This is a genomic window from Cobetia sp. MC34 (assembly GCF_018340035.1).
GTDB lineage: Bacteria > Pseudomonadota > Gammaproteobacteria > Pseudomonadales > Halomonadaceae > Cobetia > Cobetia amphilecti.
Map to the genome: position 1 here is coordinate 1 of NZ_JADPPY010000092.1, position 916 is coordinate 916.

Annotated in this window: 1 protein-coding gene; it reads right to left on the reverse strand. The window is 62.0% G+C overall.

The window, feature by feature from the left end:
* Window positions 1-31: 31 nt before the first annotated feature.
* Window positions 32-916: IS3 family transposase (locus IZU87_RS17275; RefSeq protein WP_213115365.1), on the reverse strand; the 885-nt coding region annotated here is incomplete at its 5' end.

Genomic DNA, 916 nt, shown 5'->3' on the forward strand with positions numbered 1-916 from the left:
CGATGTCTGTCAAGCTTGTTGGAACCTGTAATCAGGCGGCTTCTAATCGCTGATCCTGTTGAACCAGCGGGTCTTCCTGGTCGGGGTTCAGCCAGACTGTCCGGCGCGGTGTCCAGTTGCGGGTGGCACTGCTCCACCGCCCGGGATGTTGCCGTTTCGCCTCGGCATAGATGGCGTCTCGCCTTGCCAGCACCTCGTTATCCAGGCCGGCATGCCGCTCCCCCGGGGTGACGAACCGTATGGCGCTGTGGCGGTGTTCGTGGTTGTACCACTGCACGAAGCGCGTCACCCACTGCTGCGCCGCTGACAGGTTCTCGTATCCGTCCATCGGGTAGTCGGGCCGGTACTTGCAGGTCCTGAACAGCGACTCTGAGAAGGCGTTGTCATTGGAGACCCGAGGGCGGCTGTACGACGGAGTGATATTTAACCGCTGCAGCGTCGCCTGAAGCGTCGAGCCTTTCATGGCGGAGCCATTATCGGCGTGTAATACCAGTGGCTGGTTGATGCAGCCTTCGCGCAGCACGGCACGCTGGATTACCTCGCTGCTATTGGCCATGGACTCCTGGTCGAAGACCTCGGCATCGACGATCTTGCGACTGTAGATGTCGACGATCATGTACAGGTAGTAGAACTGACCACGCACCTGGGTCGGTAAGTAGGTCACGTCCCAGCTCCAACAGGCATTGGGGCGTGTCACCCGGTGTCGCTGGGGGTCGCCCTTGGGACGTGGAGCGCGAGCGCGGCCACGGTGGTGCTGCTCACCATGCTCCCGGAGGATGCGGTAGTAGCTGGACTCTGACGCCACGTAGCGGCCTTCTTCGTCCAGCAGCCGCGGCACGATCTGCCCAGGCGGCAGGCTGGCGAACTCAGGACGATGGCAAATCTCCAGCACCTGCTGACGCTCTTCCGGCGATAG